This is a genomic window from Dissulfuribacter thermophilus, assembly GCF_001687335.1.
GTDB classification, from domain to species: Bacteria; Desulfobacterota; Dissulfuribacteria; order Dissulfuribacterales; family Dissulfuribacteraceae; genus Dissulfuribacter; species Dissulfuribacter thermophilus.
This window is the reverse complement of sequence record NZ_MAGO01000004.1, coordinates 13,400-39,046: the sequence shown is the minus strand read 5'-3', so window position 1 is coordinate 39,046 and position 25,647 is coordinate 13,400. Positions and strand designations below refer to the sequence as shown.

The 25,647-nt window shown below is 46.6% G+C and carries 24 protein-coding genes and 1 tRNA gene; 14 read left to right on the top strand and 11 right to left on the bottom strand.

Going from position 1 to position 25,647, the window contains the following annotated elements; all coding sequences use genetic code 11:
* The 10 genes from DBT_RS04230 to pal form a co-directional block, all read right to left on the bottom strand.
* Positions 1-1,101 carry a flagellar basal body P-ring protein FlgI gene (locus tag DBT_RS04230; protein WP_067616788.1) on the bottom strand — a complete coding sequence of 367 codons (1,101 nt, stop codon included), beginning with the start codon at positions 1,099-1,101 and terminating at the stop codon, positions 1-3.
* Between the two features lie 12 nt (positions 1,102-1,113).
* Positions 1,114-1,830, bottom strand: coding sequence for a flagellar basal body L-ring protein FlgH (locus DBT_RS04225; RefSeq protein WP_067616786.1), 717 nt, complete (start codon positions 1,828-1,830; stop codon positions 1,114-1,116).
* A gap of 8 nt (positions 1,831-1,838) precedes the next feature.
* The gene (gene flgA / locus DBT_RS04220; protein WP_067616784.1) at positions 1,839-2,603 is read right to left on the bottom strand and encodes a flagellar basal body P-ring formation chaperone FlgA; all 765 of its coding nucleotides are present in this window, start codon (positions 2,601-2,603) and stop codon (positions 1,839-1,841) included.
* A gap of 8 nt (positions 2,604-2,611) precedes the next feature.
* Entirely contained in the window at positions 2,612-3,394 is a 783-nt protein-coding gene (gene flgG / locus DBT_RS04215) for a flagellar basal-body rod protein FlgG (protein WP_067616782.1), read from the bottom strand.
* Between the two features lie 35 nt (positions 3,395-3,429).
* Positions 3,430-4,185, bottom strand: coding sequence for a flagellar basal-body rod protein FlgF (gene flgF, locus DBT_RS04210; protein WP_083186618.1), 756 nt, complete (start codon positions 4,183-4,185; stop codon positions 3,430-3,432).
* Between the two features lie 137 nt (positions 4,186-4,322).
* A complete protein-coding gene (locus DBT_RS04205) occupies positions 4,323-4,592 on the bottom strand; it encodes an EscU/YscU/HrcU family type III secretion system export apparatus switch protein (protein ID WP_067616781.1) in 270 nt (89 codons plus the stop codon).
* A gap of 19 nt (positions 4,593-4,611) precedes the next feature.
* Entirely contained in the window at positions 4,612-5,544 is a 933-nt protein-coding gene (fliK, locus tag DBT_RS04200; RefSeq protein ID WP_067616779.1) for a flagellar hook-length control protein FliK, read from the bottom strand.
* Positions 5,534-7,510, bottom strand: a complete 1,977-nt coding sequence (locus tag DBT_RS04195) for a transketolase (RefSeq protein WP_067616777.1) — start codon at positions 7,508-7,510, stop codon at positions 5,534-5,536. The genes fliK and DBT_RS04195 overlap by 11 nt, the downstream gene beginning before the upstream one ends.
* The gene (locus DBT_RS04190; protein ID WP_083186617.1) at positions 7,494-8,048 is read right to left on the bottom strand and encodes an OmpH/Skp family outer membrane protein; all 555 of its coding nucleotides are present in this window, start codon (positions 8,046-8,048) and stop codon (positions 7,494-7,496) included. The genes DBT_RS04195 and DBT_RS04190 overlap by 17 nt, the downstream gene beginning before the upstream one ends.
* Positions 8,049-8,117: 69 nt before the next feature.
* A complete protein-coding gene (pal, locus tag DBT_RS12455) occupies positions 8,118-8,717 on the bottom strand; it encodes a peptidoglycan-associated lipoprotein Pal (protein WP_067616774.1) in 600 nt (199 codons plus the stop codon).
* 311 nt (positions 8,718-9,028) lie between these two features.
* Between pal and DBT_RS04180 the strand changes: the two genes are divergently transcribed.
* The 7 genes from DBT_RS04180 (at position 9,029) to DBT_RS04150 (ending at position 14,419) form a co-directional block, all read left to right on the top strand.
* Positions 9,029-9,883 carry a type II secretion system minor pseudopilin gene (locus tag DBT_RS04180; RefSeq protein ID WP_083186616.1) on the top strand — a complete coding sequence of 285 codons (855 nt, stop codon included), beginning with the start codon at positions 9,029-9,031 and terminating at the stop codon, positions 9,881-9,883.
* A 48-nt stretch (positions 9,884-9,931) separates the two neighbouring features.
* Positions 9,932-10,008, top strand: a tRNA-Pro gene (locus DBT_RS04175).
* Between the two features lie 27 nt (positions 10,009-10,035).
* Positions 10,036-10,653 (top strand): IMP cyclohydrolase, encoded by a 618-nt coding sequence (locus DBT_RS04170; protein WP_067616770.1) that lies wholly within the window; start codon positions 10,036-10,038, stop codon positions 10,651-10,653.
* Positions 10,654-10,665: 12 nt separating this feature from the next.
* A complete protein-coding gene (gene aroD / locus DBT_RS04165) occupies positions 10,666-11,367 on the top strand; it encodes a type I 3-dehydroquinate dehydratase (RefSeq protein ID WP_083186615.1) in 702 nt (233 codons plus the stop codon).
* A gap of 69 nt (positions 11,368-11,436) precedes the next feature.
* Positions 11,437-13,215, top strand: coding sequence for a 30S ribosomal protein S1 (locus DBT_RS04160; RefSeq protein ID WP_067616767.1), 1,779 nt, complete (start codon positions 11,437-11,439; stop codon positions 13,213-13,215).
* A gap of 3 nt (positions 13,216-13,218) precedes the next feature.
* Positions 13,219-14,148 carry a signal peptide peptidase SppA gene (gene sppA, locus DBT_RS04155; RefSeq protein WP_083186614.1) on the top strand — a complete coding sequence of 310 codons (930 nt, stop codon included), beginning with the start codon at positions 13,219-13,221 and terminating at the stop codon, positions 14,146-14,148.
* Positions 14,138-14,419 (top strand): HU family DNA-binding protein, encoded by a 282-nt coding sequence (locus DBT_RS04150; RefSeq protein ID WP_067616765.1) that lies wholly within the window; start codon positions 14,138-14,140, stop codon positions 14,417-14,419. The genes sppA and DBT_RS04150 overlap by 11 nt, the downstream gene beginning before the upstream one ends.
* Before the next feature lie 248 nt (positions 14,420-14,667).
* Here the strand turns inward: DBT_RS04150 and DBT_RS04145 are convergent, their stop codons facing one another.
* Entirely contained in the window at positions 14,668-15,276 is a 609-nt protein-coding gene (locus DBT_RS04145) for an L-threonylcarbamoyladenylate synthase (protein ID WP_067616763.1), read from the bottom strand.
* 122 nt (positions 15,277-15,398) lie between these two features.
* Between DBT_RS04145 and DBT_RS04140 the strand changes: the two genes are divergently transcribed.
* The 7 genes from DBT_RS04140 to DBT_RS04095 all read left to right on the top strand — a co-directional run bounded on the left by DBT_RS04140 (position 15,399) and on the right by DBT_RS04095 (position 25,646).
* On the top strand, positions 15,399-17,162 hold the full coding sequence (locus DBT_RS04140) for a formate--tetrahydrofolate ligase (protein ID WP_067616761.1): 1,764 nt from the start codon (positions 15,399-15,401) through the stop codon (positions 17,160-17,162).
* 837 nt (positions 17,163-17,999) lie between these two features.
* A complete protein-coding gene (folD, locus tag DBT_RS04130) occupies positions 18,000-18,887 on the top strand; it encodes a bifunctional methylenetetrahydrofolate dehydrogenase/methenyltetrahydrofolate cyclohydrolase FolD (protein ID WP_067616757.1) in 888 nt (295 codons plus the stop codon).
* A gap of 22 nt (positions 18,888-18,909) precedes the next feature.
* Positions 18,910-20,904: an anaerobic carbon-monoxide dehydrogenase catalytic subunit gene (cooS, locus tag DBT_RS04125; RefSeq protein WP_067616755.1), complete on the top strand. Its 1,995-nt coding sequence runs from the start codon at positions 18,910-18,912 to the stop codon at positions 20,902-20,904.
* 87 nt (positions 20,905-20,991) lie between these two features.
* Entirely contained in the window at positions 20,992-24,033 is a 3,042-nt protein-coding gene (locus tag DBT_RS04115) for a CoB--CoM heterodisulfide reductase iron-sulfur subunit A family protein (RefSeq protein WP_083186613.1), read from the top strand.
* 49 nt (positions 24,034-24,082) lie between these two features.
* Positions 24,083-24,694: a hydrogenase iron-sulfur subunit gene (locus tag DBT_RS11920; protein ID WP_153304045.1), complete on the top strand. Its 612-nt coding sequence runs from the start codon at positions 24,083-24,085 to the stop codon at positions 24,692-24,694.
* Positions 24,695-24,708: 14 nt separating this feature from the next.
* Complete coding sequence (locus tag DBT_RS04100; protein WP_067616745.1) at positions 24,709-25,263, top strand: 4Fe-4S dicluster domain-containing protein; 555 nt, start codon at positions 24,709-24,711, stop codon at positions 25,261-25,263.
* 2 nt (positions 25,264-25,265) lie between these two features.
* Complete coding sequence (locus DBT_RS04095) at positions 25,266-25,646, top strand: hydrogenase iron-sulfur subunit (RefSeq protein ID WP_067616743.1); 381 nt, start codon at positions 25,266-25,268, stop codon at positions 25,644-25,646.
* Position 25,647 lies beyond the last annotated feature (1 nt).

Genomic DNA, 25,647 nt, shown 5'->3' with positions numbered 1-25,647 from the left:
CTAAATCACCTCTAACTCTGCCTGTAGGGCCCCTGCAGACTTTATGGATTGAAGTATTGAAATAAGGTCCCTTGGGGTTACTCCCACAGCGTTTAGGGCCCTTACGAGTTCGCCTATTGTCGGTCCTGACTCAAGGACCATGAGGTGGGCCTTCTCTTCTTTTACCTTGACCTTTGTAGCCGGTGTTACAACCGTCTGTCCCGCCCCAAAGGGGGCTGGCTGAGACACCTGCGGGGTCTCCTTTATTTGAATGCTGAGATTGCCGTGTGAAACCGCAACGGTCTTTATCCTCACGTCCTCACCCATGACCACAGTACCAGTGCGTTCATCCAGTACTACCTTTGCCTTTACGTCTGGATCCACTTCAATAGCCTCTATTCTTGATAAAAAACTGAGTACGTTTCCCTGAAATTCTGGAGGAATGTCAATTCTAACAGATTCTGGGTCCACAGCCTTGGCTACGTCCTGACCCAACGCATCATTTATGGCCTCTGCCATACGGGCTACTGTGGTGATATCAGGATAGTATAGACTATAGGTGATGCTGGTCCTGTTATTCAAATCTACATCTACAGTCCTCTCTACTATTGCCCCGTTTGGTATTTTGCCCACAGTTGGATGATTTTTTTGCACGCTTCCACCAGCGCCACCTGCTGCAAATCCTCCAATACTCAATGGCCCCTGGGCTATGGCATATATTTTTCCGTCTGGCCCTTTGAGGGGGGTCATGAGGAGCGTACCTCCTTGAAGGCTTTTGGCATCTCCAATGCTAGATACCACGCAGTCTATTCTCTGGCCTGGTTTCGTAAATGTGGGGAGATTCGCCGTTACCATGACGCCTGCTGCGTTCTTCACCTTAACTTGATTGGGGTCCACATTTATCCCCATTCGTTCCATCATATTTGCAATGGACTGGAGCGTAAATTTTGCCTGGGTACCATCGCCAGAACCATTTAGTCCGACAACAAGACCATAACCTACCAGTTGATTGATACGCATGCCCTGCACCTGGGCTATATCTTTTATGCGCGCTCCATGGGCAGGGGCCAAATTGGTCATAAAAATTAGTGCGATTGTTATACATAAGACCTTTCTAACCATAGATCTTTCCCGCTAAAACGGAGAAATCTTTCCCAGGACCCTTGGGAGCCAGCCTGGATTTTGTTTTTCTGCAAGGACCCCACTCCCTGTATATTCTATGCGTGCATCAGCAATCTTTGTAGAAGGAACCGTATTGTCTGGCCTGATATCAGTAGGACGCACCACACCTGTTATGGTGAGATACTGTGTCTCATTATTTATCTTTAGGGCCCGAGTGCCCTGAATGATAAGGTTGCCACCTGGAAGCACGCTCAATACACGTGCGGATATGGTACCTGTAAGGGAGGCATCCCTTGAGGTCTTTCCACTCCCATTGAAGGAATCCTTTACTGTTCCGCCGTGTGCCTTGGAGGGATCAATGGTCTCTTTGGGATACCTTGGACTCATCCGCTTTTTAAAATCAAAACCAAAGATGCCAGACAGCCCCAGATTAAACGCACTCTGCTTTGAGGTGGATGTCTTTACGTCCTTTGCACCCTTCATGTTCTCCTGAAGAATAATGGTTACTACATCCCCAACGTGTCTGGCCCTAAAGTCAGAAACAAGGCTTGCACTCCTATCTGCAGTAAATAGAGAGCCATCTGTCTGGACTTTGGTATCAACCTTGGGGACCAAATCTGGTAACACTGTAGGGGCAATGGCAGGGGCTTGGGACAAGGAGCCTCTTCCTCCAGCACAGCCAGAGATGAAAAACGTAACCAGCACAATTAAAATGAGTCCCTTTCCCATATTACCTCCTAAAATACCACCTCTACTGTCTTAGGACCCTTCACCTCGGCAAGGAGTACCTTTTTTGTAGAGAGGTTTTTTACCCTGATCACATCCCCCTTTGCCCCATTGTCCTGGGCTCTACCAGGAAGAGTTATCAAAATGTGTGGGGAACGGGCGATAACCGTTACCAGTTGCCCGCGTCTTACCAGAAAAGGTCGTTTCAAATCTCGTCTTCTTATGATCTGCCCACTCCTAAGCCCCCTCTTCAACTCCATGCCCACTGCATCTTCTATTTCAGTTAAAGGTTCTCCATGTAGCCTTGAAAGGGGGCGTCTCGTCACCACGAGATCTTCTGCCGTGATCAGATCGCCCTTTTTGAGGGCCCTTTTTGCGCAGAGGACGTCGGTGTAAACCTCTACTTCGCCAGAAACCTGTATTCTGTGAACTGGGTTTTTATTGACTAGGATGGTGACTGGAATGGTGACTCTTCCAAGGTAACGGCCGTTTGCCGGTGGCCTGACATCAAAACTGATCTTCCCATTGGGGACTTTTATCCTCGAGGGATAAATTCGGAGATTCCTGATCTCTATCTCGTCTCCGGCCCAGGGGGAATAGGTGTTGATCGTTTTTAGAAATACCCTTCTCAATTCCCCTAGAGTGACTTCATGAAGCTGCTCTACTGATTTCTTATGGTGGCTAGTGCCAGCAAATACATAGGGACTATGCTGTAGTGTGAATAATAGAAGATATATGATGAAGCATATCCTAATTTGCATGGCTATCTTTATCATTTATCACTCTATCGTTTTAGATTGTTTGCAATACCCAACATTTCATCTGCCGTTTGGACAGTCTTTGAATTGAGTTCATAGGCCCTTTGAGTGACGATCATGGAAACCATCTCCTTTACAACGTCTACATTGGATTGTTCCAGAAAACCCTGTGCTATGGTCCCCAGGTTGTCGGTGCCTGGATTGCCCTCAATGGGATCTCCTGAGGCAAGGGTCGGTCTAAACAGATTGCGTCCCACACTAAAGAGCCCTGCAGGATTGGGGAAATCATATATGGTAAGCTGTACCGAGGCCAATGGATTCCCGCTGGGATCAGAAGCAGTAAGGAGACCATAGGAATCAATGGTAATTGATTGAGTCCCCTGGGGCACTGCGAATTCTGGCTGAAGTCTGTCTCCATTTGACGTCACTATAAAGCCGTCTTTATCAAGTTTGAATGCACCTGCCCTTGTGTAGAGTTCTTCTCCGTTTGAGATCACCTTGAAAAAGCCCCTGCCTTCAATGGCCCAGTCCAGTTCATTGCCAGTGTTTTCATAATCTCCCTGGGTGAAGATCTTTTGCACCGCAGTGGGCCTAGAGCCCATTCCTATTTGCATACCTGTTGGGACCTGCGTACCATCTGCATTGTCTGTCCCTGGCATTCTGATGGTCTGATATAGGAGGTCTTCAAAGTCTGCCCTGCTCCTCTTGAATCCGACGGTGTTGACGTTGGCAAGGTTGTTTGCAATGACGTCGAGATTTAATTGCATGCTATTCATGCCCGATGCTGCTGACCATAGTCCTCTAATCATGGATTGACCTCCTTCTTTGTCGTCATTCTAGTCTCTTAACCTACTCTTCCCACTTCTGTAGCAGATTTACTGTCCAGTTCATCTTGGGTCTTTAATGTACGTTGAAGGGCCTCGTATTCCCTAAAAAGGTCAACGAGATTGATCATGGCCTCTAGAGGATTGGTATTTGACTCCTCTAGGAAGCCCTGTCTCACTCGTGCTGTTTCAGAAGGCCTTGGCGGTCCAGATGCCTGTGTCTGTTCCCATAGATTTCCTCCAAGGCGCTTGAGTCCATTCAAATTCTTAAAGGTTACGATGTCTATCCCTGCAGTATCAGTCTCGTCCACATAGAATCGACCATCTGAACTGAGCCAGATCCCTTTGCCAGTGGTGTCTGGCAGCGTTATTGGAGCACCATCTCCGAGAACCAGATATCCCTCCTGGGTTACGAGCTGATTTTGTGCATTGAGGCTAAAGTTTCCTGCCCTGGTATACCGTATGCCACTGGGGGTTTGGACCACAAAAAAGCCCTCACCTTCAATGGCGAAATCAAAGGGGTTACGCGTCTCTCTCAAGGTGCCCTGGGAAAAGTCTCCTTTTATTACCTCACCCTTTGCAGTCCTTTTGGTGGCATCAACCTGCTTCAAGAAATACTCTTCAAAGGTAATCCTCTGCCTTTTGAAGCCTGGGGTTTTGATGTTTGAAACCTCGTTGGAGAGGACACTCAGCTTTTGCTCGAGCATCCTGGCCCCTTCGAGAGATTCCATTGGACCGAGACGACTATATGGGTGAATTCCATCTATGAGTTTCATGCTAAATATGAAAAGCAATCTTTATGCCAATATGGTCAGGTAGGGGATGAGGTAAAAATTATAGCCTCTATTGGGGGTAAACTAGTATTTGATCTGTGGTTGCACTTGAAGTGTTGGGCGTCAATCCTCTGACTATATCACACTTTTTCCGCATTGAGTCGATAGACCCAGGCAAGAATTTCCGCCACTACAATGTATGTCTCAGGAGGGATTTCTTGGTGGATATCCAAGTGGGACAACACCTCTACGAGATCACTATCTTCACGGATTGGCACCCCTGACCTTTGGGCAATCTCAAGGATCTGTTCTGCAATCTTGCCAGCACCCTTTGCCACAACCTTTGGAGCTTTATCTATTGAAGGGTCGTATTTTAAAGCAACAGCCTTTTTGCGCATGGACCTTTTCATGGTTATGTAAATCCATTAGCTACAGTATAAAATGAAGCCTTCGGTTGGCACGATCTGAGATTATATCGAAGATACCCTCTTTTTCCCCTTTTTTCTTGAAAGAAGTGACTTTTAAAAGTTCTATTTTGAACCCCAAGGCATCAAGCCTTTGTCTAAGTTCATTCAGCCCCTGTTCTATTTTGGTTATTGTCTCATCTTTTGCCCTGATGAACATCCCAATGGATTTACTACTTAGATACAGGTTTATTCTAAGAGGCCCAAGAGCTGAAAGTTCCAGGTCAAAATCCACGCGGACATTAAACTTTTGTGGTCTATTTTGTCTTTTGTCTTCTTCCTTTTGTTTTTCATTGTAAATTGCAATATGTCCAACACCCTTATCTCCCTCAAAAAAGACAGGGAGTAAAAAGGCATTGATTCCGAACTGTTCTCTAATCCCCTTTTCTAGGGAAAATAGGGTCTCAAAGTGATGGACTATTGGAATGGCATCATGTTTGGGAGACTCTTTTGAAAAAAGCGCCTTTAATACGGCCAAGGCCATCAGTTCATCTGGCTTTCCATCTTTGGAGATAAGTGGGCCAAATTTATTGGTTGCTAGGCCTTTTGGACCCTGGCCATGGATGAGATCCAACTTGGCCTTAATAAAGAGGCTTTCGAGTGAACTGTCATCAACAGAGGTGGTTTGCCTGACTACGGTCAAAAGTGGCGGTGGACCAATATCCAAGACCTGTAATAACAGTCGGTCCCCCTTTTGAGCATCGATGGGTCCGCGGGCATTAAGGAGTTGTTGTCCTACCCGGATTAAACTCCTGCCTTGGTCTTGACCAAGGAAGATTGCCTCTAGGATCTGTCCCTTTTGAAAGGCAATCTTCCCTGGACCTATTAGAGATAATGGTTCTGTCTTTTGGGTTAGATTCTTAAAAACCGAAAAAATCTTCGTAGGATCAAGTGCCACAGAGCCCTTTCACAGCCTCGGCAATTGATTCTCTGTCGAGGCCCTGCATCTTGTATAGGTCTTTTGGTTTCCCTGAAGCACCATAGGAGTTGACTCCAAGGCTCCTAAATTTTGGCACTATTCCTTCTTCTACGAAGACACTTGCTGCAATGCCTCCTAGGCCAGTCTCTGGGATGTGGTCTTCTACTGTTATAACTGGCCCGATTTTAGCGGCTTCGATGAGGGAGTCTCTATCTACGGGCTTCAAGGATGCCATGTTTAAGACGCCAACATCCAAGCCCTGTTCCTTCAATATCTCCCATGCACCCAATACCTCAGGAATCACAGAGCCATAGGCAACTAGAGTTGCCTTGGAGCCTCTCCTCAACCAGTCTGCCCGACCAGGTACAAACTCATAACTATCATCAAAAAATGGTGTCCCATCCTCTTTTAAAACCACAGGTAGTTTGGAGCGTCCCATACCTACAAATACATTTCCTGGGACCCTTGCTGCGTACCTGACAATCCTGTCTGTCTGATTGGGATCTGCTGGCATGAATATGGAAAAACCGAATATGTTCCTCAGAAGCCCAACGTAATCTATTGATTGATGGGTTGGGCCATCTTCTCCAACATCCAGTCCGAGGTGCGTTGCCACCACCTTGAGATGGGTGTCGTTGAGGTCACTCAGACGATGCTGATTGTAGGTCTCTGCAACGGCAAAGACACCAAAAGTGCTGAAAAATACAGAAAATCCCTCTCTACTTAGTGCCCCAGCGAGGACTGCGGCGTGGTGTTCTTGGATGCCAACTTCAAAGAATGCATCTGGGCTCACCTTGTGGAAGCCCTGCATCTTAACAGATCCCTCGAGGTCACAACTCACTCCAAGGACTTTGAGCTCATCTGCACTGTTATTTATCTTAGCCAAGTCCTCCAGGGCATTACCGTAGGCAGACCTACAGTCAGTATTGACTTCAGCTCCATAGACCCTGGGAACACCTGTCTCGATCTTGGGATAAGCGGCCTCAGGGTTTTTGCAGTGTACTGCCTTTATATGTGTGTTGGCCCTTTTTTGCTCCCATTCATCCAGTAGTCCTGGGTCGACTCCCAGTTCCTCCAGGGCCTTTTTTGCATCATCCTTTTTAAGAGGAGCTCCATGGTATTTTGCCTGGTCCTCCATGAAGGACACTCCATAGCCCATGGTAGTCCTCAATACCAGCACTGTTGGGACTTCAGGCTCGATATCCTGTTTCAAAAGTGCCTGCCTCAATGCCTTGTAGCACAGGGAAAAGTCGTTTCCGTTAGGGCAATAAATGACATTCCAACCTGAGGCCTCATACTCCTCTCTGACCCTTACGGGCATAACGTCTTCAGTGGAGCCGCCAATTTGTAGGTGATTTCTATCTACAATACCAAACAGGTTGGAGAGTCCGTATTTGACTGCAAATCTTCTTGCCTCTGCTATCTGGCCCTTTTGTTGTTCTCCATCTCCCATGAATACAAAGGTCTTTGCGTCTTTAAGCCCCTTTAGCTTCTGGGCGAGGGCCATTGCTGCACCTGCGCTCAACCCCTGACCAAGATTTCCGGTATTCCATTCAACTCCTGGCACAGCCTGTTCTACGTGACCAGCACAGGGGGATCCGGCACGCCTGAACTCGGTAAGAAATTGTTCTTCTGTGATATATCCGTATTCAGCTAAAACGCTATAGGTCGCCGGAGAGATATGGCCAATGCTCATCAATACTCTATCTCTCTCCTCCCATCTTGGATCCTGGGGGTTATGCCTAATCATGGCATAAAGTAAGAGGAGGGCGTGAATAGATGACATTGACCCACCGGGGTGACCACTTCCTGCAAGGGTTGTGGAGATAATGATGCGTGCCACAGAACGGCGCCACATCTCTTCCAACTGACTCAAATCTTCCTCAGATAAAACCTCTTTTGTTTTGTAATCTATGCTAAACACGGCTCTATTTCTTCGTCCCATTTCCTTTTTTCATGGCATCATATGCCTTTATGATTTCATCGGTTATGTCTGCCTCTGGGGCTACATAATAAATCCCGGGCATTTTATTTTCTAGAATCAAGGTATAGCCTTTCTTTTTTCCGATTTCAGTAACAATTTTTTCAAGCTCTTTTAATATGGGTTCCATGGTCCTGGACTCTGCCTGTCTCATCTCAAACTGGGCATCGTCACTTTTATCTTTGAAATCCCTAAGCATCTTTTTGTATTCGCGTTCTTTTTCCGCTCTGGCCTCTTCACTCAGTAATGGGGCCTTTTTCTCGAGATCTTCTTTAAAGGCCTTTAATTCTTCCTGTTTCTTTCTTAACTCCTCCCGGAGTTTTTCGAATTTTTTATTGAGTTTTTCCATCGCTGCCTTTCCGGCATGAGATTCCCTCATTACCTTCTGCATATCAATGACAGCTATTTTATGAGATGCACTCTGTGCAATGGCTGCCTGAGAAAGGAATGTTAAGAGAAAACAAACGGTAAGAGCCCACCCAAATCCCATCAATCGGTTCATGTCGACCTACGTCCTCCTTAAGTTTAATAAGTGTCAGTCCAAGTTAATCGCAGTAAAAAACGATGAACTCTATTTCAGAATGACGAAATCATCACGTCTATTCTTGGCCCATGCATCTTCGTTGTGTCCTGGGTCTAATGGCCGTTCTTCTCCAAAGCTGACGGTGTCAATCCTGCTTGGATCAACGCCCATATTTATAAGAAAGTCTTTTGCACTTTTGGCGCGTTTTTCTCCGAGGGCGATGTTGTATTCATTGGTACCCCTTTCATCGCAGTTACCCTGGATCTGAATTTTGACCCCAGGATGCTGAAGGAGGTAACGGGCATTGTGTTCCATGCGTGAGACCATGTCGCCGCGGATATTGTATCTGTCGAAGTCGAAGTAGATGGGAAGAAGTGGGGCACTTGTCCTGCCTTCGCTAATCTGGGCAACTTCTTGATCCATTTTCCCTGGTCCGCCTTCAAGAGCCGACTCCTCAAGACCAGCTACTTTTGCGCCCTGTTCACCTGGACCGGCCTTGGCAGCAGTTGCAACCTCTTCTGTTGGAATGGCTTTTTCAGCCTCGCCAGTTGTGATCGCCTTTTTTGCGCAACCAGTAAATGTTACAAGTAAAAATGCTGAAAAGACTAAAGAAAGGATTGTAAAAGTTCTATTTAAGCCCAGGGCCATGGTAACCTCCTTAAACTTGCTTTTTGTAAGGCCCAACTTTAGCCAAGCGCCTATAAAAATTCAACCTCATTTTTTGAAAAAACTTAATAAATAAACAATCGCTCGCTTTGTTAGTTAGATAGACACGAGACATATACACATTTAAATTACCTTGCTGCAAGCACTCTAGGCAAAGGTTAAGATACCTTTGCACATAAGTGAGTGTATTAGGGATGATTTGTAAAAAAATTTCAAGGTACTATAGTGAAGGCTTAGCCTGACAGTGAAAAACATAGTGTAGGTCCTTTGGGTAAGGCCAAATGTGAGAAGAAATGAATTTTATCGTTAGATGTCAAAGAGGCTCTGTCCTCATCATGGTCCTATGGGTCTTAGCCCTTCTCACCATGATAGTGGCCTATTATGCAAATCAGGTGAGGATATTGAGGAATGCTGCCCAGTATACTTTTTCCAGTATACAGGGGGAGCAAGCTGCCCTTTCTGTATTGAGATTGGTGGCAAATCATCTTTCAGAAGTTAGCGTCGAAGATTCCACAGAGGACGATACCTTAACAATCGTCCCCCAAAGGGTTTATTTGACCCATGTTGGCTCATTGGATGTCCGGTTTGAGGTTGAAAATGAGGCAGGTAAGATCGATCTCAATAGGGTTGAAGAGGATTTTTTAAGGGAATTTCTGCGCTATCTCTTGGGTGAAGAGAACCCTAAAAAAGCTGATACCATCTGTGATGGAATTCTGGATTGGAGGGATCCAGATAAACTCACACACATCAATGGAGCAGAAGATGAGACTTACGAGGAAAAAGATCCACCATACCATGCAGCCAATGGCCCTTTTAAGACTGTAGATGAGTTACTCCTCGTAAATGGTGTGACCAGTAGGCTATTCTATGGTCCAATAGAAAGTCCCAATATCCCAGAAGGCTGGAAAGGTGGGCTAAAAGACCTCTTTACCATCTATAATGGCAAAAGTAGTGTCAATCCCGATCTGGCCCCAGCGCCTATTCGAAATTTCCTTGAAGAAAGGGCTGACCTTGGGTTTAATGGAAAGGCCAGTGTCTGGCTCCTAAAGATTTCTGCTGCCTCTAGGCGTTACAGGATATATTGGGAAAAGATTGGCAACGCCCCTGGATATAAAATTGTATTTTGGACAGAGGGGGTTGGTCATTGACACCAGTCTAATTCCTTATAGAATTGGAGTTCAAAATGGCTTTTCAGTCGGGACGTGGCTCAGCCTGGTAGAGCACAGCGTTCGGGACGCTGGGGTCGCAGGTTCGAATCCTGCCGTCCCGACCATGAATGCCTGTTTGGGGGAGGTAATTGATGGCAAAGATTCAGAGGGCGTTAATCAGCGTCACAGACAAAACAGGGGTCGCGGAATTTGCTAAGGAGTTGGAGAAACTTGGTGTTGAAATAGTTAGCACTGGTGGTACGGCCCGCGTTATGAGGGAGGCTGGAGTTTCAGTTAAAGATGTCTCAGAACTGACTGGATTTCCAGAGATGATGGACGGAAGGGTAAAGACCCTACACCCAAAGGTCCATGGGGGAATCCTTGCAATTCGCGATAATAAAGAGCACGTGCGCCAGATGGAAGACAATGGTGTGCCAGCTATTGATCTTGTTGTAGTAAATCTCTATGCCTTTGAAAAGACAGTGCAAAAGCCTGATGTCACCCTGGCAGAGGCCATTGAAAATATCGATATTGGTGGGCCAACGCTCTTGCGCTCATCTGCCAAGAATTTCAGGTACGTTACTGTAATTACAGATCCTGACGATTATGAAGTGGTCTTAAATGAGATGAAACAAAATGGGGGAGAGACCACCCTTGAAACGAGATTCAGGCTTGCAAGGAAGGTCTTTGAGCTTACCTCCAACTACGATAAGGCCATTACAGAATACCTTTCTAAAATCGATCCATCCACAGACGAATATTTCAAATAATTCTGCCAGGACATGTTTTGTGTCAGCATATTAGAGAGGGACTTCACCGATTTAGTGGAAAAAGTGAGGTCCCTTTCTGGCATCTCAGATTTGATTGAGGTCCGTTTAGACGGACTTGCCTCCAAAGACTTCTCCCTTGAGTCTCATCATGTTCATGCCTTGAAAGAGGCTGGAGGCTCTCTACCTTTGCTTTTTACCAATAGGCGCTTGGCAGAAGGGGGACATTTTCAAGCTGATGATCCTAGGCGTATTGAGTGGCTTCACCAATGCGTAGAAAACGGGGGAGACTTGATTGATGTAGAATTAATGACGCCTGAGTCACTACGCCAAGACCTCATAATTCAGGCCAAAAAACATGGAGTCAAGTCCGTAGTCTCGTATCATGATTTCAATGAAACTCCTCCAAGAGAGAAACTTTCGGAGATATTGGCTGAAGCCTTGGAGACAGACTGTGACATCGTAAAGATCGTTACAACCGCTCGTAACCCAATGGATTTGTTGGCTACCTTGAGTCTTTACGAGGAGGCCATTGACTCAGGTATTAAGCTTATAGCCTTTTCAATGGGCCCGCTTGGCAGTATAACTCGGATCTTCTCACTTATTCTCGGTGCTCCCTTTACCTATTGTGCTCCTAAAAGGGAATCGGCTACTGCCCCAGGGCAAATGGACATCAGTACCATGAGGACGCTTTTAGAAGAATTTTTTCCTTTGTGAAACTCAGGTTGAACTTTGGCCCCAGGCTTGTTATATATCCACATTCAAATTTGGTAGGGGGACATTTTAATGGAAAAGTTGGCAACAGATACACAGGAAAAACTAACTGAGCAGGAAGAAAATGCACAATCTGCTCAAAATGATGAAGAATTGGTGGATATGAGCCAATTCGAGGAGTACTTTGAACAAAGCATTCCTTCTTATCATCCAGGTCAGATTATACAGGGCAAGGTGGTAAGGGTAGGAAATGAAACTGTGCTCATTGACATCGGATATAAGAGCGAGGGGCAAGTTCCAGCTCGTGAATTCATAGATGAAGAGGATAAGGTATGTGTTCAGCCTGGTGATACAATCGAGGTTTTATTGGAACGCTGGGATCCAGAAGAAGGGCAACTTCGCCTGTCATTCGTCAAGGCCTTGAGACGAACCCTTTGGAATGATGTGATGGAGGCCTATGAAAATGGGACGCCAGTTAAGGGTAAGATCGTCAACAGGGTCAAGGGAGGCATGAGCTTCCAGATAGGCAAGAGGCCAGCAAGCCTCCTTGCATTTTTACCCTTGAGTCAACTTGATTTGGGCCCAGTCAAGGATCCCAATGACTATTTGAACCAGGAATGTGAATGTTTGATTATAAAATGTAACAGGAAACGTCAGAACATCGTTGTATCCAGGAGAATCCTCCTGGAAAAAGAGCGCGAGGCCAAGCGTAAGGAGACTCTCGCGACCCTGGAAGAGGGACAGGTCCGTGAAGGGGTAGTCAAGAATATCACTGACTACGGTGCATTTGTGGATCTTGGCGGTATAGACGGACTCCTCCATGTGACGGACATGTCTTGGGGACGTGTCGATCACCCATCAAAGCTCCTAAAGGTAGGTGATACAATAACTGTAAAGGTCCTTTCCTTTGACAAAGAGGCAGGGAAGGTTTCTTTGGGTATCAAACAGTTGACTGAAGACCCGTGGAGCAGGGTAGATGAGAAGTACCCAGAGGGTTCCAAGGTTACTGGTAGTGTAGTGAGCCTCACAGACTACGGCGCATTTGTGGAGCTTGAGGAAGGGGTCGAAGGTCTTATTCATGTCTCTGAAATGTCATGGACAAGGAAGATCAGACATCCAAAGCAAATGCTCGCTGTGGGAGACATGGTTGAGGCCGTAGTCCTCAAGGTAGACAAAGATGCCAAACGTATCAGTCTTGGCCTTAAGCAGGTAGAACCCAACCCATGGGATGTGGTGGAGGAACGTTATCCTGTTGGAACAGTCATTGAGGGTACTGTTAAGAATGTCACTGATTTTGGTGTGTTCGTAGGCATTGCCGAGGGTATAGATGGTCTTGTCCATGTATCAGATCTTTCATGGAACAAGCGTATCAAACATCCTAAGGAGCTTTACAAAAAAGGACAGACCATTCAGGCAGTTGTCTTGAATATTGATAGAGAAAAAGAGCGTTTTAGCCTTGGTGTCAAACAATTGACTCCTGATCCATGGGAATCTGTACCTGAAAAATTCCCTGTAGGAAGCGAGGTGACCGGTACCATAACCAACGTCACTGATTTTGGTATATTTGTTGAGCTCGAAGAGGGTATTGAAGGGCTTATTCATGTTTCAGAGATCGGTGACAAAAAGGTCAAGTCTCCTGTAGGGTTGTATGAGGTAGGAGATGAAATAAAGGCCAAGGTTATCAATATAGCACCTGTCGAAAGAAGAATTGGCCTTTCAATAAAGAGGCTAAAAGAGGACGAAGAGAAAGTCCTATACGAAGAGTATGCCACAAAGTCCAAGGGAGCTGCTACTACCCTTGGAAGTCTTCTTCAGGAAGAACTCCTTCAAAAGGGATTAAAAACGGAGTAAAGGGTGGATTCCAAGGACGGCTATCAAAAGGGTGGCCCCCTACATAGAGGCCGTCCGCACCCCATACTAGTTGCCCTTGCCACTATTGGGGCGCTGGCCCTGATAATGGCAGGGCTATTTTTTGTACTAGTGATGCGACTTACCTCTGGGGGAATAGAGGTATCCCAAGATTCATCGGCCCCAGGGATAGGTATCGTCGAAGTTGCGGGAGTTATTGCGGACTCTGAGCCCATTTTAAAAGTTATTAGAGAATATAAGAGACGGGACTACATAAAGGCGGTAATCGTCCGCATAAATAGTCCAGGTGGGGCTGTGGGAGCGTCTCAGGAGATTTTTGAGGCGCTTTGTGAGTTAGACAAAAAGAAGCCAGTAGTTGCGTCTTTAGAGACAGTGGCAGCCTCAGGTGGTTATTATGTGGCCATCGGCGCAAGAAAGATAGTAGCCAACCCCGGAACAATTACCGGCAGTATTGGTGTCATCATGAAGCTGCCAAATATTGGCCCTTTGTTGGAAAGACTAGGTATTAAGACACAAGTCCTTAAAAGTGGTGTTTATAAAGACATGGGGTCCATGACTAAGGAAATGACAGAGGAAGAGAAGTTGTTGGCAGAGAGTGTTTTGAAAGATATTCACAATCAATTTATGGAAGATGTAGGTAGGCGACGTTCGATTCCTATGGAGAAAATGGTTGATTTGGCGCAAGGACAGATCTTTTCAGGGAAAAAGGCCAAGGCTCTAGGGCTGGTGGATGTCTTAGGCAATTTTGATGTGGCTATAAGAGAGGCAAAGGGGATTGCTGGACTCAAGGGAGAACCACGTCTCATATATCCGGAAAAAGGACGCCTAAAAGTCTTAAAAGAGATCTTGGAAGAAGGGGCAACTTCCTCTTTGAGAAATATTCTTGAAAGGGTTGTTTTCCAATATGCCTCTTAAGAACGATATAGTAAAAAGAATGCATGAACTCCTACCACATCATCTCAAAAAAGACCTCAATGATGTGGTGGACTTGATTATTGGTCGTATGGTCGATGCCCTGGATAAGGGGGACCGTATAGAAGTCCGTGGTTTTGGTAGCTTTTCTATTCGAACTCAAAGAGGAAAAATCTTTAAGAACCCCAAAACAGGCGAAATTCATGAAATCCCCTCGAGAAAGAGGGTGATATTTAAGGCCGGTAAGGACCTAAAGGGACAATTGAAGCCGTAGTTATTCGGCTGTATTTCAAAAGCCTCTGTCTTATACTAGACAGTGGCAACAGGATTAAAAACGACCCCCGCTTTTAGCCAAACTGTCTCTCGTTGGAAAAAAGCCCGCTTTGGCCTTTTAAACCGGATTATGTTGCTCGAAAGCCTTGCCTAAGATGCAGGGCAGAGGGTAGCAGATGTACTCATGCCTGAAATTTGATGGTGAGTGCTGACAGTTGCATTTGAAGTGCATAGTTTGAGTCTATCGGCCTAGACAAAGATTGAACAATCCCCTTTGCCAGCTCTAAGTACCTGGGGCTCATCATCTATGAGGCTGATTACGCTAGATGGTTCAGGCAAAATAATCCCACTGTCCACAATAATGTCTACTTGGTTTCCAATGACCTCTGCCATTTCCCTGGGATCGGATAGGATTGGGCCACCCTTTATAGAAACAGATGTGCTTATGATTGGATTGCCAAGTTCTTTGACTATGGAGAGGCATACAGGATGGTCGGGAATTCTTATGCCTACGGTCTTTCTCTTTGTCAGCATCATTTTGGGCACTTCTCTTGAGCCACGAAGTACAAAGGTATAGGGGCCGGGTAGGTAGCGTTTTAGTATTCTATATGCAAAGTCAGTTACATGTGCGTAGCGGCTAATGTCACTTAGATCAGGGCACACAAAACTAAAAGGGGTATTTTTAGGTAAGCCCTTTATCAAATAGACCTTTTCAATGGCCTTTTTGTTGAAAATGTCTGCGCCAATCCCATAGCATGTGTCTGTAGGATAGACTACTATCCCACCATCTCGTAACGTATCTGCTATCTGTCTTATCTGCCTAGGATTAATTCTTTGGGGATCGATTTCAATAATCATTAGGATTGACAAATCCTTTCTTTTTTATCAGTCTAAGAATCCTACTACAAAAAATAGCCATTTTTTTAAATTTGGCAAATGGGATTTTTTAAATAAAGAAAAAAAGAAAGGAGGTATTTTTAATGAATCTTGACCCCACCAAGATGAAAGATTGGCAGATTGCAGAGGCCGCCGAGGAACACATGAAGACCGTCTATCAGCTTGGGGAAGAGCTCGGTCTTGATAAGGAAGAGCTGCTTCCATACGGTCACTACGTGGCAAAGATTGATTACAAGAAGGTCTTGGAACGGCTTAAAGATCGTCCAGACGGAAAGTACATTGATGTCACGGCTATTACTCCAACACCACTTGGAGAAGGAAAGAGTACCTGCGCAGTAGGGTTAATGGAGGGGCTTGGAAAAAGGGGAAAAAATGTTGTTGGAGCACTGAGGCAGCCGTCTGGAGGGCCAACCTTTAACATCAAGGGAAGCGCTGCTGGCGGAGGACTTGCTCAGGTTATTCCTCTTTCAAAGTTTTCCTTAGGGCTCACAGGAGACATAAATGCCATTATGAACTCCCATAACCTGGCTATGGTGGCTCTGACAGCAAGGATGCAGCACGAGGCCAATTATACTGATGAACAGCTAGCCCAAAGGGGTCTAAAGCGTCTAAACGTCCATCCCAAAAAGGTAGAATTTAAATGGATTATCGATTATTGCGCCCAGTCCTTGAGGAATATCATTATTGGACTCGGTGGAAAGATGGACGGCTTTACAATGCAAAGCGGCTTCAATATTGCGGTGAGTTCTGAGATCATGGCCATTCTCGCTGTTGCCAAGGATCTCAAGGACCTACGTGAAAGGATCGGAAAGATCGTCCTTGCATATGATAAACAGGATAACCCCATAACGACAGAAGACCTCGAGGTAGCTGGTGCAATGACTGCCTGGATGGTGGAGGCAATGAACCCCAACCTTATGCAGACCATAGAAGGCCAGCCATGCCTCATTCACGCAGGCCCATTTGCAAACATAGCTATTGGTCAGTCTTCAGTAATTGCAGACCTAGTTGGTCTGAAGCTGGGCGATTACCTAGTCACAGAGAGTGGATTTGGTGCAGATATTGGATTTGAGAAATTCTGGAACTTGAAGTGCCGCTTTAGTGGCCTCAAACCACATTGTGCCGTAGTAGTTGCCACCATCAGGGCCCTCAAGTGTCACGGTGGCGCCCCAATCCCAAGGCCAGGTCGCCCAATGCCAGAAGAGTACAACAAAGAAAATGTCGAGTGGGTGGAAAAGGGATGTGCAAACCTCATCCATCACATTGAGACCGTAAAGAAGGCCGGAATAAACCCTGTTGTCTGCATTAATGCCTTCTATACCGACACTAAAGATGAGATCGCTGCTGTAAGACGCCTTTGCGAGCAGGCTGGAGCAAGGGTTGCAGTATCTGAACACTGGCTAAAGGGTGGTGAAGGTGCACTCGAGTTTGCAGATGCAGTAATCGAGGCATGTGAAGAGGAAAACGAATTCAAGTTCCTCTATGATCTCGATATGCCACTCAGGGAGAGGATCGAAAAGATTACTCGCGAAGTTTATGGTGGTGATGGAGTTGTATATACCCCAGAGGCTGAGGCAAAGGCCAAGGCCATGGAGCAGGATCCTGAACTCTCTAAGCTCGGTACCTGCATGGTCAAGACACATCTCAGCCTTTCAGATGATCCAAACAAGAAGGGAGTGCCAAAGGGCTGGAAGCTCCTTGTTAGAGACATCCTCACCTACAAGGGTGCAGGGTTTGTGGTGCCAGTAGCAGGAGCAATAAGCCTTATGCCAGGTACTGGTTCAGATCCAGCTTATAGAAGAATCGATGTGGATGTTGAGACAGGAAAGGTCAAGGGTCTATTTTAATTGGATTTTCATTGATTTTGACTGGAAAGCAGGCCTTTGTGCCTGCTTTCCATTTATTGTTGGCTTTTCATCAAAACTCAACACTCAAAACTTAAAAAAATCCCACGTGTCATGTGTGGCTAAATGTCAGGTGCTATCAGGGGCCTGAAGCATCTTAGGCCTTTGCCTTTTTTTGTTTGCCATCTTCAAAAAAATTATGAAATGCATAGCCCGAGGTTATCCCAAATTTTCATGACGATCGAATTCATCATTCTCGTAGATGAAAAAAAGCTGTGCGCTACTAGGTAGAAGGGAGAAGCCTTTTAAAAGTGTTGAGTTTTGAGTTGTGAGTGTTGAGTTGAAGGAAGAAAACTTTGGAAGTGTTGAGTTTTGAGTTGTGAGTTTTGAGTTTTGAGCCTTTCAGAAGTGTTGAGTTTTAAGTGTTGAGTGTTGAGTTGAAGGAAAAGAGCTTTGGAAGTTTTGAGTTGAAGCTAGAAGGGAGCGCATCGGGCTTTTGTACAGGCAGTGCTTGCTTCTACCTTCTTCCTTCTACCTGTTATTTCATAATCTTGGCTCACCCCAGGTGGGGCATTATTACCCCCAGCGAGGTATTATGCCCCAATTTTTCTGGTAGCATTTATTTTTTATTGATAGCACGATAATTTTTTGAAAAAATGTTTTTATTTTAAGGGGTTATATGTTTTGGCGAGGATGAGGTGTGTAGACTAGAAGTGGCACAGTTCTAGCATAAAAATGTACCGAATTGTATTAAGGTGTAAAAAATGAAGGTTTTTATATCAGTTGGGCATTATGACGGCTGGCCACTGATAACTGTTAGAAAAAAATGGGAGGAAGCAAATGAGTGCAAAGATTATAAGTGGTAAGGAGATCGCCCAGGAGATTAGAGAGGAGTTAAAGAAAGAGGTTCAGGAATTAAAAGAAAAGCACGGCGTAACCCCTGGGCTTGTGACAATACTTGTTGGTGAAAATCCCGCATCAGTCTCGTATGTTACTGCTAAGCAAAGGACAGCCCATGAGCTTGGTTTTTATTCAGTACAGGACAATCAGCCAGAGGACATCTCAGAGGAAGATTTATTAAAGCTCATTGAAAAATATAATAATGACGAGGCAATTCACGGCATACTCGTACAGCTCCCACTCCCCAAGCATATTGATGAATCCAAGGTTTTGAACGCAATTGATCCAGATAAGGACGTAGATGGATTCCATCCTGTAAATGTGGGTCGGATGGTCATAGGTGAAAGGTGTTTTCTGCCATGTACTCCCCATGGAATCCTTGAGATGCTTGTAAGGAGCGGTGTTGAGACCAGTGGGGCAGAGACGGTGGTCGTTGGAAGGAGCAATATTGTTGGAAAGCCCATTGCCAACCTCATGCTCCAGAAGAGAGAAGGTGGAAATTCTACTGTGACCATATGTCACACTGGTACCAAGGACCTTGCCTATCACACAAAACGTGCAGACATACTAATTGTTGCAGCTGGAAGGCCCAAGGTGGTTACGGCAGACATGGTAAAAGAAGGTGTGGTTGTAATAGACGTAGGGGTGAACAGGATTGGGAAGACCCCAGAGGGCAAGGCCATACTCTGTGGAGATGTGGATTTCGAGACTGTCAAGGAAAAAGCCTCTGCTATAACGCCAGTGCCGGGCGGTGTGGGCCCAATGACGATTACAATGCTCATGAAAAATACTGTACAGGCAGCCAAGCAGTTTGCTGGGCTCCTCTAAAAACCCATAAAAGGAGAAGGTTATGGATACCTCAAGGCGCTTTAAAAAGGGTAATGAAAGTGAAGTATTGATTCAGACTGAAACTAATAGAGAGGTGCTGAAAAACGCGCCAGTTGAAAATATCGTGACAGCCGCTCACAGGGTTGCTGGTAGGAGTGTTGAGCCCTGTCTCTTTGGGCAAGGCGGGACCTGTTGTAGAAACTGCAATATGGGGCCGTGCCAGATTATTGATGGTGTTGAGCAGATGATAGGTGTCTGTGGTGCCGATGCATCTACTGTGGCTGCTAGGAATTTTGCAAGGATTGTGGCAGGAGGAGCGGCCTCACACATGGACCATGCACGTGGGGTAGTTATGGCATTTTTGGCTACGGCCAAGGGTGAGGCCCCGTATGAAATTAAAGACGGTATAAAGTTGCGCCAGGTTGCCATGAGTATTGGGATTGATGTGGCTGAAAAGTCAAAGGAAGATCTTGCAATTGAAGTTGGTGAAAAGCTCATGGCAGAATTTGGGCAGCAAGAAGGAGGGCTTTCATTTGTCAAGAGGGCCCCAAAGCCTAGACAGGAACTGTGGAAAAAGCTCGGTATAGGCCCAAGGGGCGTTGACAGGGAGATAACTGAAATAATGCACAGGACCCATATGGGCGTGGACCAGCATTACGAGAATCTCCTCTTTCAGGCAGCTCGTACGGCTCTTGCTGATGGATGGGGGGCCTCGATGATTGCAACAGAGCTCTCAGACGTGATGTTTGGCACCCCGGTTCCTATTCGCTCAAGAGTAGATATAGGAGTGCTCAAGGAAGATGAAGTAAACGTGACGGTCCATGGCCATGAGCCAATCCTCGCAGAGGCCCTTGGTATGGCTGCACGCGATCCAGAGATCCTCGAAGAGTGTAAGAAGGTCGGAGCAAAGGGTATAAACCTCGCAGGTGTCTGCTGTACTGGAAACGAGATCCTTATGAGAAAGGGATTCCCCATTGCCGGGAGTTTCATACAGCAGGAAGTGGTCCTTGCAACAGGCGCTGTAGAGGCAATGGTAGTGGATGTTCAGTGTATAATGCAGAACGTGAGCAGGGTTGCCGAGCAGTTCCATACAGAGTTGATCACAACCTCAGACAAGGCAAAGATACCCGGGGCCACTCATATATCCTTTGATGAACACAGGGCTCTAGACATAGCAAAAGAGATTTTGAAGCGGGCAATTAAAAAGTTCCCTGAGAGAGGCAAACACTTTGTGCCAGTCCGTTCAATGGATGTTGTTGCTGGTTTCAGTCATGAGACCATAAATTACATGCTCGGCGGTCGGTTTAGGGCATCCTATAAGCCCCTTAATGATAACATTATTAATGGACGAATCCGCGGTGTTGCTGCAATCGTCGGTTGTGACAACTACAGGGTGACAGAGGAAATGCACGTCGAGATAGCAAAGGAACTTATCGCAAACGACGTGCTCGTTCTGGTTACAGGGTGTGCAGCAACCAGTATAGGACGTACTGGACTACTTTCCCCAGAGGCACTGGATCAAGCAGGGCCTGGTCTCAGGGAAGTGCTTGAGGCCGTTGGATGTCCACCAGTGCTCCACATGGGAAGCTGCGTAGACAATAGCAGGATACTCATAGCTGCCACTGAGATGGTCCGTACTGGTGGACTCGGCGAAGACATCTATCAGCTTCCAGCAGTTGGCGCTGCTCCACAGTGGATGAGTGAAAAGGCAGTTGCAATTGGTCAGTACTTTGTTTCTAGTGGCGTTGACGTGGTGTTTGGCCCAACATTCCCAATAACAGGTTCAAAAGTTGTAAGTGACTACTGCTTCAATAAGATGAAGGACGTTTATGGTGGGTCATGGCACCTGGCAAAGAAACCGAGTGAATTTGTAAATATTATGGTAGATACTATTAATCAGGCTAGAAAGGATCTTGGCATAGACAAGAAGAAAGAGCGCGTCCTCTTTGACATGGCCATGAGAAGGGAACTCGGGTCACCGGCAATTCCAGATGCTGGATGCGGAGGGCATGCATAAAAAAGAAGGTTGAGTGTCGAGAGCTGAACTCTTTTGGGTTATGAAAATGAAATTTGGATTCTTAAACTTAGGGGGTTGTTTTAGACCATGAAAGACACCACAAAACAGGGGGCTGTTCTCGTCCTCGGCGGCGGGGTAGCCGGAGTGCAGGCCGCATTGGATATGGCAGGCCTTGGATACTATGTGTACTTGGTGGAGAAAAAGGCATCCATTGGTGGGGTTATGGCACAACTGGACAAGACTTTCCCTACCAATGACTGTGCCATATGAATACTTGCACCAAAGTTAGTTGAGGCCGGTCGGTCTCCAAACATAGAAATAATTACAAATGCCGAGTTGAAGGCCCTTGAGGGAGAGCCAGGAAACTTTGTGGCAAAAGTCCTCAAAAGGCCAAGATATATAGATGAAGACAAGTGTACAGCGTGTGGGATCTGCACTATGTACTGCCCAAAACCAGTAGTCGATTGGTATAATGAGCGCCTTGAGGTAACCCGTGCACCCCACATCGATTATGCCCAGGCAATTCCATCAAGTTATTATATTGATGCCAAAGAGTGTTTGAGAGTAAACCACGAAACTTGCAATCTTTGCGCTCAGACCTGTACAGCAGGGGCAATAGATTTTAGCCAAAAGCCAGAAAATCTTGAGCTTCAAGTGGGTAGTGTTGTCCTTGCACCTGGATTCGGCCGTATAGATGATGAGGTGTTAGAGCGCTTTGGATATGGTAAGTACCCTGATGTGGTGACAAGCCTCGAATTTGAGCGTCTCACGTGCGCATCTGGTCCCACCGAAGGGCACATAGTAAGGCCATCGGATCAGACCACGCCCAAAAAGATCGCTTTCCTCCAGTGTGTGGGATCTCGTGACGAAAGCTGTGGAAACGGTTTTTGTTCATCAGTCTGTTGTATGTACGCGATAAAGGAGGCGAGTGTCGCAAAGGAACACGAGCCAGACCTTGACATATCCCTATTTTTCATGGACGTCCGTACAATGGGCAAGGGCTTTGATGCCTTTAGAGAAGAGGCCATAAAGAAGTACGGACTGAACATCATTAGGGCAAGGGTCCCAAAGGTGGAAGAGGTCGATGGAAAACTTGCCCTTACATACGTCATGGAGGACGGTACATCATCCAGTGCCCTCTTTGATATGGTGGTCCTATCTGTTGGATTGAAGGCACCAGAGGATGCAAAGATCATTCAAGAGACCACAGGAATTGAGCTTAATAAATATGAATTTTGTAAGACAACATCAGGCTCACCGTTGTCCACATCAGTGCCTGGAGTGTTTGTGGCAGGAGCCTTCCAAGGGCCAAAGGATATCCCTGAGAGCGTAACCCAGGCCTCTGGTGTTGCTGCCCACGTCTCAGAGCTCTTGAAGGAGGCAAGGGGAACAAAGGCAGTTACTGTCACATATCCAGATGAAGACAAGGCTCTATGTGAGGAAGAGCCAAGGATCGGAGTCTTCGTATGTCACTGCGGTGTCAACATCGCAGGTGTAGTGGACGTAAAGGCTGTACGCGACTATGCAGGTAGCCTACCAGGAGTAGTCCTCTATGAAGATACACTATATTCGTGCTCTCAGGATGCATTAAAGACCATAGCAGAGAGGATCAAGGAAAATAGGCTCAACAGAGTGGTAATTGCCGCGTGTTCTCCAAGGACACATGAGCCACTGTTCCAAGAAACACTTAGGTCCATTGGTCTCAACCCTGCACTTATTGAGATGGCAAACATCAGAGACCAATGTGCATGGGTCCATGCCCAGGAACCAGAGGCTGCTACTGAAAAGGCCAAGGATCTAGTGAGGATGGCAGTGGCTAAGGCAAGGCTCTTGGAGCCACTTGAGCAGCCAACAGTAGATGTAACGCCGTCTGCACTGGTCATTGGTGGTGGTGCCTCTGGTATGGCTGCTGCGCTCAGTATTGCTGATCAGGGCTTTAAGGTAGTGCTCGTAGAGAGGTCAAAGACTCTCGGCGGAAATCTCAGGCGCGTTAGGTGGACCGCGGATGGGGAAGACGCAAAGACGGTTCTCGATGATCTTGTAGCCAGAGTAGAGTCCCATCCAGACATCGACATAATGCTCGAGACCGAGATAAAGAATGTCTCTGGATATATTGGAAACTTTACCACTACTGTGGAGAGGGCAGGTAAAAGCGAGCTTATCAACCACGGTGTCGTAGTGGTGGCCACTGGTGGAAAAGAGTATAAGCCAAAAGGCTATCTCTATGGTGAGTCAGATCGTGTTTTAACACAGTTGGAACTCGAAGAGAAACTGTCACGTGGCTATAGCTTCCTTAAGAGCGCATCAAGGGTAGTGATGATCCAGTGTGTTGGAAGCCGTGGCGAAGATATGGCCTATTGTAGCCGCATCTGCTGTACTCAGGCCGTTAAAAACGCCCTCAAGCTCAAAGATATAAAACCAGAGCTCGACATATTTATCCTCTATAGAGACATGAGGACCTATGGATTTTATGAAGATCTCTATCGAGAGGCCAGGTTGAAGGGTATCAAATTTATTAGGTACCAGCCTGATAATCGGCCTCAAATCATGAAGAAGGGTAGGGGGATCGCTGTAAAGGTCTATGACAATATAGTAGGTGAAGAGCTAGAGATACAATCGAGTTACGTTGTCCTTTCTACAGGGATTGCCCCAGGGGACAACGAAGAACTGGCGCAAGTTTTGAAGGCCCCGCTCACAAAGGATGGATTTTTCCTTGAGGCCCATGCAAAACTTCGTCCTGTAGAGGTGGCAGTCGATGGAGTGTATCTCTGTGGCCTAGCCCACGGACCCAAGGGCCTTGAAGATGCCATGGCCCAGGCCAGGGCAGCAGCGGCTAAGGCCGCGATACCACTAGCAAAAGGAAAAGTCGCTGTGGCGCCCATCGTCTCTAGGGTTGATCAGAAAAAGTGTATTGGGTGCGGTATATGTGCATCACTTTGTCCGTTTAGCGCTATTGAGTTGGTTAAAGTGGACAAGAAGAGAAAGGCCCGGACCATTACAGCCTCATGTAAGGGCTGCGGCATATGCGCCTCTCACTGCCCAACAGTTGCCATCAGCATGGGCGGATTTACAGACGAGGCAATTTTCGCCCAGATCCATGCCTTTGGCCAAAAGGATGATGTGAAATAATGGGGTGCCACATGAGCCATTACAGGGAAGCAATAGATAAGGAGGCCGAATGACACAGGAACAATTCAACCCCAGGATATTAGGTTTTTTCTGCCACTGGTGCTGTTATGCAGCAGCAGATTCAGCAGGGGTCTCACGTTATCAATATCCGCCAAACGTGCGGGTTATTAGAGTCATGTGTACTGGAAGGATTGATATGCGCTTCATCCTTGAGGCGTTCAAGGTGGGCGCAGATGGAGTATTCACTGGTGGGTGACACTTGGGAGAGTGTCATTACCAGTCTGGTAATTACGAAGCGATGGTCATGGCAGAATCTGTGAGGCAGGTACTCAAGATGTGTGGAGTCAATCCCAAAAGGTTCGATCTTGAGTGGGCCTCAGCGGCAGAAGGCCCCAGATTTGTTCAGCTTATAACTGATTACTGTATGAAGATAAAGGAACTAGGCCCCCTAGGAGAAGGTGAGGGAGAGCCTGGGCGTGACGAGGTAATGAAGAAACTTGAAGCTGCTGTAAAGGCCGCAAAAAATACAAAGATTCGGACAGCCTTTGGTACCCTCGCAAAGAGTCTCAATAAGGCGGGTCAATATGATGAGGCTGCAATTCAGGAGGGAGTTTTAAAGAAGGTGGTCCCTGCCTTTGAAAAGCAGCTTAGTCATTCATAAGTGAGGTAACCGAAATGACGATACAGGCGACTAGATTTGATAATAATGCAACACGTAATCTCCAGTCACATGAGGGCACGGATACTGTCCTCGGGTGCTATACGTGTGGATCATGTTCCAGTGCATGCCCTGTGGAAAAGGTGGTGGATGCCTTTGACCCAAGAAAGATCGTCCACATGGTTGGCCTTGGTCTTACCAAGGAACTAATGGAATCCGACATTATCTGGGCCTGTTCCCAGTGCCAGAGTTGCATACCGGTATGCCCACAAAATGTCCGCTGTGCAGATGTCATAAAGGCCCTCAGAGAAGAGGCTGTAAAGGCCGGTATAGTAAATGAGGAGAAGAGAAAGGATCTGGGGCTCCTCGCTTACGTCGATCCTGGTAAGTGTGTTGCATGTCTTACCTGCGTTAGGGTGTGTCCTTTTGGGGCCCCGCGGATAATCCAGGAGGGATATGCATTTATTGATCCGGATTTTTGCAGGGCGTGTGGAATATGCGTTAAGGACTGTCCTGCAGAGGCTATAGAACTCAGGCCATCGTTAGAGGCCGCTCAAACGCAAGAGAGGTAAGTATGGCAAGGATAGTAGGTTTTTGCTGTAACTATACTGCCCAGGTCCCAGTTGATGTCCTTGAAAAAGAGGGCGTAATTGGGGAAGGGGTGATAATAAGGCGCCTTCCCTGTACAGGACGCCTTCAAGTTTCAGAGCTCTTAGACGCCTTCAGCGATGGGGCCGAGGCCGTTTTCGTGGCAGGGTGTAAGATGGAGACTTGTCACAACAAGACAGGGAGCCTCAGGGCCTCGAAAAGGGTGAAGTACGCAAAGAGTCTTATTGAAGAGCTGGGGATGGACCCACAGCTTGTTGAGATGTTTTTTGCAGATCGAGGTTCCACGGCAGATGTCGTAGAGGCCATAAAAGAGATGGAGAAAAGGACGACAAAAAGGAGCGCATAGA